General features: G+C 70.7%; 7 protein-coding genes. All 7 read left to right on the top strand.

Going from position 1 to position 6602, the window contains the following annotated elements; genetic code table 11:
• The coding region (locus BH719_RS05405) for a class C sortase (protein WP_009743766.1) at positions 1-893 on the top strand (893 nt) is incomplete at its 5' end.
• Positions 894-1159: 266 nt separating this feature from the next.
• Positions 1160-1717: a hypothetical protein gene (locus tag BH719_RS05400; RefSeq protein ID WP_009743764.1), complete on the top strand. Its 558-nt coding sequence runs from the start codon at positions 1160-1162 to the stop codon at positions 1715-1717.
• Entirely contained in the window at positions 1714-2736 is a 1023-nt protein-coding gene (locus tag BH719_RS05395; protein ID WP_009743763.1) for a vWA domain-containing protein, read from the top strand. The genes BH719_RS05400 and BH719_RS05395 overlap by 4 nt, the downstream gene beginning before the upstream one ends.
• 1 nt (position 2737) lies before the next feature.
• Complete coding sequence (locus BH719_RS05390; RefSeq protein ID WP_009743762.1) at positions 2738-3796, top strand: vWA domain-containing protein; 1059 nt, start codon at positions 2738-2740, stop codon at positions 3794-3796.
• The gene (locus BH719_RS05385; RefSeq protein ID WP_050790623.1) at positions 3786-4922 is read left to right on the top strand and encodes a hypothetical protein; all 1137 of its coding nucleotides are present in this window, start codon (positions 3786-3788) and stop codon (positions 4920-4922) included. Before BH719_RS05390 ends, BH719_RS05385 begins: the two co-directional genes overlap by 11 nt.
• A gap of 84 nt (positions 4923-5006) precedes the next feature.
• Entirely contained in the window at positions 5007-6332 is a 1326-nt protein-coding gene (gene purD, locus BH719_RS05380; protein WP_009743761.1) for a phosphoribosylamine--glycine ligase, read from the top strand.
• A 22-nt stretch (positions 6333-6354) separates the two neighbouring features.
• Positions 6355-6602, top strand: a 248-nt coding sequence (locus tag BH719_RS10080) for a phosphoribosylaminoimidazolesuccinocarboxamide synthase (protein ID WP_009743760.1), incomplete at its 3' end; no start/stop codon positions are given.

The following is a 6602-nucleotide window of genomic DNA, read 5'->3' as shown; positions in this document are numbered from 1 at the left end:
CCCGCGCCCCCGCCCCCCGAGGGCGCAGGTGGAGGTTCTCGCCCCTGTCGCTGATCCCCTCCCTGCTCGGCCTCGCCGGATTGCTGCTCTTCCTGTACCCGTCGATCTCCGCGTGGATCGTCCAGTACAACCAGTCGCAGGTCATCGCCCAGTACGAGGGATCCGTGGGCCGCGCCGACCCCTCCGCGGACGAGCAGCTCGCCCTGGCCCGCAGGTACAACGACGCGCTCAGCGCCGGCGCGGTGCTGGAGGCGAACGCGAACGTCCCCACCGGCGACGGCACCTCGGGGGATGACAGCCTCGACTACGACTCCATCCTCACAGCGGACGGGACGGGCCTGATGGCCCGGCTGAAGGTCCCCGCCGCCGACATCGACCTGCCCATCTACCACGGGACCTCGGACGACACCCTGCTCAAGGGGCTGGGGCATCTGGAGGGGACCTCCCTGCCCGTAGGCGGCCAGGGGCAGCGCACGGTCATCACCGGGCACCGGGGGCTGGCCGAGGCGCGCATGTTCACCGACCTGGACAAGGTCGAGCCGGGCGACACCTTCACCTTCGAGGTCTTCGGCGAGGTCCTCACCTACAGCGTGATCGACAAGAAGGTCGTCGAGCCCGAGGAGACCGAGGCGCTGCGCGCCGAGCCGGGGCGCGACCTGGCGACGCTGGTGACGTGCACGCCGCTGGGCATCAACACCCACCGCATCCTCATCACCGGGGAGCGCGTCTACCCCACTCCCCAGAAGGACGTGGACGCCGCGGGGGCCGCTCCCGAGATCCCCGGCTTCCCGTGGTGGGCACTGGGCCTGCTGGGGGGAGTGTCACTCATCGGTGTCTACGTATGGCGCTCCGGGTACCCGTCCCGCTCGGGAAACCGCGCGAACACAGAATGATTCGTAAAAAACCCTGTTGAGCAATTCCGATCTCTCGGGGCGGCTGCCCCGCGAGGCGTCCGCCCCCCGGCGATAGCACTATCGCCCCGGGCGTGGCACAATCAGGTGAACGCGGCGCCGGTACCAGCACATGACCGGGTGGTCGGCCACCGGCGCCCCAATGGGAACAGGGAAGAGAATCGGAATGGCACTACGAGTGGCGGACGCGCCCCGCACCGCTCCCGTCCGCACCGCCCTGCCCGCCCGCGCGGGCGAAGGGGGCGGCTATGTCCGGTGACGCCACCGATTACCTCCGCGACCCCGTCATCTACCCGCACTGGATGTGGGTCGCGGGCGCTGCGATCCTGCTCCTAGTGGTCGGCTGGGTGGCCTACAGCCTGTGGAGCTGGTGGCACTCGCGCGAGCGCACCGTCACCGACCTGCAGAGCATCTCCGACGCCCGGCGCTCGCGCTACTACGAGTTCATCGACCAGATCGCCCAGCGCAACGCCAGCGGCGAACTCGACGAGCGCGGCACCCACCTGGCCATCGCCGGCCTCATGCGCGCCCTCGGCACCGAGCGCTCCGGACGCGACCTCGAGGTCGCCACAGTCGCCGAGATCCGCGCACTGGTGCCCACATGGCCCCAGCTGGCGGAAGTCCTCGAGGCGTGCGAGGAGCCCAGCTTCGTCGGCGACGAGCAGGAGGGGGCCGACCAGGGCCGCGGCGAGCGCCCTGACAACCCCCTCCTGGCTGCCGGTTGGGACATGGCGCCCCCGCCCCCGCCCCGCCGCCCCTCGGTGGACGGCATCCTGTCCCTCGCCTCGCAGGCGGTGGGCGCATGAGGTTCACATGGCTCGTCTTCGTCGTCATCGGCGTCGTCCTGGCCGCCACCGTCATCGGCTGGTGGCTGGCCCGCGACGCGGGCAAGCGCGCCGACAAGAAGGGGTGGGTGGCCAACACCGGCTACCTGAGGTCCCTCCCGAAGTACCAGGCGCTCGTGAGGCGGACCCGCCTCGTCTTCGCCTCCGTCGTGGTCTGCTTCTTCCTCACGGTCGTCGCCGTCGCCATCAGCGCCGGGGCCCCGGTGGACCGCCAGGTCAAGCACGACAAGCTCTCCACCCGCGACATCGTCCTGTGCCTGGACGCATCCGGGTCGATGATCCCCTACGACGGCAAGATCGGCGAGGCGTTCCGCCAGATCGTCCAGCACTTCTCCGGGGAGCGCATCTCCCTGCAGCTCTGGGACGCCCGCTCCATCACGAAGTTCCCCCTCACCGACGACTACACGCTGGCCGACGACGTGCTCAAGGAGATGAGCGAGATCATGGAGAACGGCTTCCAGGGCAAGAGCGCCTCCGGAGTGTACGTCTCCAACGAGCTGCTGGAGTACCTGGAGGACACCTTCGACTCCCAGGGGGGCAGCTCCTCCCTGGCCGGTGACGGACTGGCCTCCTGCGTGCTCGGCTTCGACCACTACGACCAGGAGCGCTCGCGGATGATCCTGCTGGCCACCGACAACGAGATCCTCGGGGACCAGATCTACACCTTGAAGGACGCGATCGATTTCGCCAAGCGCCAGAACGTCGTCGTCACCGCGCTGTACCCCTCGGACGGGTCCACGTTCCTGTCCAGCGAGGGACGGGAGCTGGAGACGCTGGTCAAGGAGACGGGGGGCGAGTTCTACGACGCCTCCAACCCCGCCAGCGTGCAGGGCGTCATCGCGGCGATCGAGGAGCAGCAGAAGGTCGACCTCGAGGGCTCGGGGGAGATGCTGGAGACCGACAAGCCCGCCTCCGCGCTCGCGTGGACGGTCCTGGGCATGTTCGCGCTCTTCGGCATGATCGCCCTGGGGAGGGTGTGACATGGTATTCCGGCCAATCGCCCACATCGCGGTCATCATCGCGATCCTCGTCATCGGCACCGCCATGGTGTTCCTCATGTGGAAGCGCTCGGCGCGCCCCCACCTGAACGACGCCGTGCGCCGTGCCCTGGCCGTGGTCGTCGTGGCGCTCATCTGCGCGGGCCCCTCCGTGGAAGGCGAAGCGACCCAGGTGAGTTCCTCCGTCGAGGTCTACATGGTCATCGACCGCACCGGCTCCATGGTGGCCGAGGACTGGGACGGCAAGAAGCCCCGGATCGACGGGGTCCGCCAGGACGTCGCGACCATCCTCGAGAAGATGGCGGGCTCGCGCTTCTCCATCATCAGCTGGGACTCCGGTGTGCGCACCGAACTGCCGCTGACGACGGACTCCACGGCGGTGACCTCGTACATGGCCACCTTCGTCCAGGAGCTCTCCGAATCCTCGCAGGGCTCCTCCCCGGACCGGCCCGCCTCCCACCTGGCGACGATTCTGGAGAAGAACAAGCAGAAGCACCCCCAGAACCTCCGCACCCTCTTCGTCTTCACCGACGGGGAGACCTCCAACCAGGACCACTGGTCGGCCAACAGCCCCGGTGAGGAGAGCGACTGGGACCAGGTCAAGCCCTACATCGACGGCGGCCTCGTCATCGGCTACGGCTCCAAGGAGGGGGGGCCCATGAAGGTCCGGCGCATCGGCGGCGACCCCACCACGGACGCCCAATCGGGCTCGGGCGGCGACTCCGGACAGGACGAGTACATCCACGACCGCTCGCAGGCCGGCGACCCCGTGGCGATCTCGAAGATCGACGAGGACAAGCTCCAGGCGATCGCCTCGCGCCTCGGGGTCGACTACATCCACTCGCCGAGCACCGCGGACATCGAGGGCAAGTGCTCCTCGCTCATGGACGGCGCCTCCGACGTGGCCGAGACCCGGAACCTGCTCTCCACGTACCGGTACGTCGTATGGCCGCTGGCCCTCGTCCTGGGGGCCCTCATGGCGTGGGAGGGCGCCGCACTGGCCATACGCGCGCGCTCTTTGAGGAGGTCCCATGCCATCTGACGGCCAGTTCCCCCCCGTCGGCCCACCGTCCGCCGACCCCGATGACGTGCTCGTCCCCTTCGGCGCGCCCGAGGCGGACACGGGCGGCTCCTCGCCGAAGGCGAAGGCCGCGCACGGGCCTGCCGCCAAGCCCCGCAGGTCCCGCAAGGCGCTGCGCCCGCTGCTGTGGTCCCTCCCCTTCGTGCTGATCGGCCTCGCCGCGTCCACGTACCTCATCGGCCTCACCCTGTGGTCCCGCGCCTCGCTGGGGCACTGGACCGACTCCGACTACGCGAGCGCCCAGGCCGGCTACGAGGGGCAGAAGACCCTCACGAAGAGCGGGGTCGAGCCCTGGGTGGCCAACTACAACCTCGGGACCACGATGCTGCGCGAGGGCGACACCGATGGCGGCATCGGCCTGCTGCGCACGGCGAAGGAGCAGGTCCCCACCGCCACGGAGGTCGAGCCCGGCCGCATCGAGACCTACTCCTACGAGTGCCAGGTGCGCATCAACCTGGCCCTGGGCATCGAGATCCAGGGCGACGCGAAAGCCGCGTCGGCCGACTGGTCCGGGGCCGCCACCGCGTACTCCGAGGCCAAGGACATCATCTCCCCGTGCCAGTCCCCCTCCTCCAGCCAGGACCAGTCCGGCGACGGCGAGGGCCAGTCCGACCAGCAGAGCGGCGGACAGGGCGGTGGCGGCCAGTCCGACCAGCAGAGCGGCGGACAGGGCGGTGGCGGCGGCCAGCAGGACCCCGGGGAGCAGGCGGACGACTCCACGGACCGCCTCGGCGACAAGGAACAGCAGGCCAAGGACAAGCAGGGCGAGGGCGGCCAGGACCAGCAGGACCAGGGCGGCCAGGGCCAGGACCAGCAGGACCAGGGCGGCCAGGGCCAGGACCAGAAGGACCAGGGCGGCCAGGGCCAGGACCAGAAGGACCAGGGCGACCAGGGCCAGGACCAGAAGGACAAGCAGAACAAGGGCGGCCAGGGCAAGAGCAAGAACGAGGACGAGGGGTACGACAACGAGAACTCCTCGGACCGCCAGAAGCGCCAGGACCTGCAGAAAAAGAACCGCGGCAACGAGAAGGACCGGCAGGACCGCTCCGACTCCAAGCGCTCCGGCAACCCGAACGGGGCGTGGTGAGCGTGCGGCGGCGGGGACTGTGACGTGCGACCAGGAACGGGATGGCGCCGCTGCCCCGCCCGCCACGGCCGCTAGAGTGGGACTGTGAAGATCCTCCTCGTCGGCAACGGCGGGCGCGAGCACGCGATCGCCCGCGCGCTCGCGCGCACGTCCACCACCGACCACCCCGTCGAGCTCGTCGTCCAAGCGGGCAACCCCGGCCTCGAGCGACTGGGCGACTCGCGCACCCTCGACCCCCTGGACCCCGACGACGTGCTGCGCCGCGCCCTGGGCGAGCAGGTGGATCTGGTCGTCGTCGGACCCGAGGCCCCGCTGGTCGCCGGGATCGCCGACGCCGTCCTGGAACGGGGCGTCCCCGTCTTCGGCCCGACCCGCGCAGCCGCACGGCTCGAGGCCTCCAAATCCTTCGCCAAACAGGTCATGGCCGCCGCCGGCGTCGCCACCGCCGCATCCCGCACCTGCCGCACCATCGACGAGGCCGGGGCCGCCCTGGACGCCATGGGGAGCCCCTACGTGGTCAAGGACGACGCCCTGGCCGCGGGCAAGGGCGTCGTCGTCACCGGGTCGCGGGATGAGGCGCTCGCGCACGCCGCGGCCTGCCTGGCCCGCCAAGGGGGCGCCGTCGTCATCGAGGAGTACCTCGACGGGCCCGAGGTCTCCCTCTTCTGCCTCAGTGACGGGGCCACCGCCCTCCCCCTGGTGCCCGCGCAGGACTTCAAACGCGCCGGAGACGGGGGCGCTGGCCCCAACACCGGCGGCATGGGCGCCTACAGCCCCCTGCCGTGGCTGCCCTCCGGCGCCGTGGACCAGATCGTCCACGACATCGCCCAGCCCGTCATCGACGAGATGGCCCGCCGGGGCACCCCCTTCGTCGGCCTGCTCTACTGCGGGCTCGCGATGACCTCGAAGGGCATCCGCGTCGTCGAGTTCAACGTCCGCTTCGGGGACCCCGAGACCCAGGTCGTCCTCGAGCGCCTCGACTCCCCGCTGGCGCCGCTGCTCCACGCCGCGGCGACCGGCTCCCTGGCCGGCGCCGCACCGCCCGTGTGGTCCCCCGACGCGGCCGTCACCGTCGTCATGGCCTCCGGCGGCTACCCCGGACCCGCGGACACCGGGCACGCCATCACGGGCATCGACGCCGCCGAACGGCTCGACGGCGTCCACGTCATCCACGCGGGCACCTCCGAGGAGATCACGGACGACCCCGCCGATGTGGCGGCCGGCTGCTGCGGATTCGAGCCCACCCTCGCACTCGTCAACTCCGGGGGCCGCGTCCTCGACGTCGTCGCCCGCGCCGCCACGGTGGAGCGCGCCCGCCAGCGCGCCTACGAGGCGGTCGGCCTCATCCGCTTCCAGGGCGAGCACCACCGCACCGACATCGCGACCTGGCCCGCCGGACTGGACGGCTGAGGCGCGGGGACCAGGAGGAACAATGGGCGAGCACGTCGAACTCACCGGGTGGACGCACCTGGCCTCCGGCAAGGTCCGGGACATCTACGCCCCCGACGGGGAGGACCCCGCAGGAGCCGACGCCCTGCTCATGGTCACCAGCGACCGCATCAGCGCCTACGACCACGTGCTGCCCACCACCATCCCCGGCAAGGGCAAGATCCTCAACCAGATGGCGATCTGGTGGATGGGGGAACTGCGCGGCATCGTCGACAACCACCTCCTCGCCGT

Source organism: Pauljensenia hongkongensis (genome assembly GCF_001746855.1).
Taxonomy (GTDB): Bacteria; Actinomycetota; Actinomycetes; order Actinomycetales; family Actinomycetaceae; genus Pauljensenia; species Pauljensenia hongkongensis.
Note: the sequence above shows the minus strand (reverse complement) of the source record. Positions and strands in the feature narration are given on the sequence as shown.

What these genes read in the sequence shown, in the direction of transcription:
- BH719_RS05390 (WP_009743762.1), top strand. Translation starts at nt 2,738, where the DNA reads ATGGTATTCCGGCCAATCGCCCACATCGCGGTCATCATCGCGATCCTC.
- BH719_RS05395 (WP_009743763.1), top strand. Translation starts at nt 1,714, where the DNA reads ATGAGGTTCACATGGCTCGTCTTCGTCGTCATCGGCGTCGTCCTGGCC.
- BH719_RS05385 (WP_050790623.1), top strand. Translation starts at nt 3,786, where the DNA reads ATGCCATCTGACGGCCAGTTCCCCCCCGTCGGCCCACCGTCCGCCGAC.
- BH719_RS05400 (WP_009743764.1), top strand. Translation starts at nt 1,160, where the DNA reads ATGTCCGGTGACGCCACCGATTACCTCCGCGACCCCGTCATCTACCCG.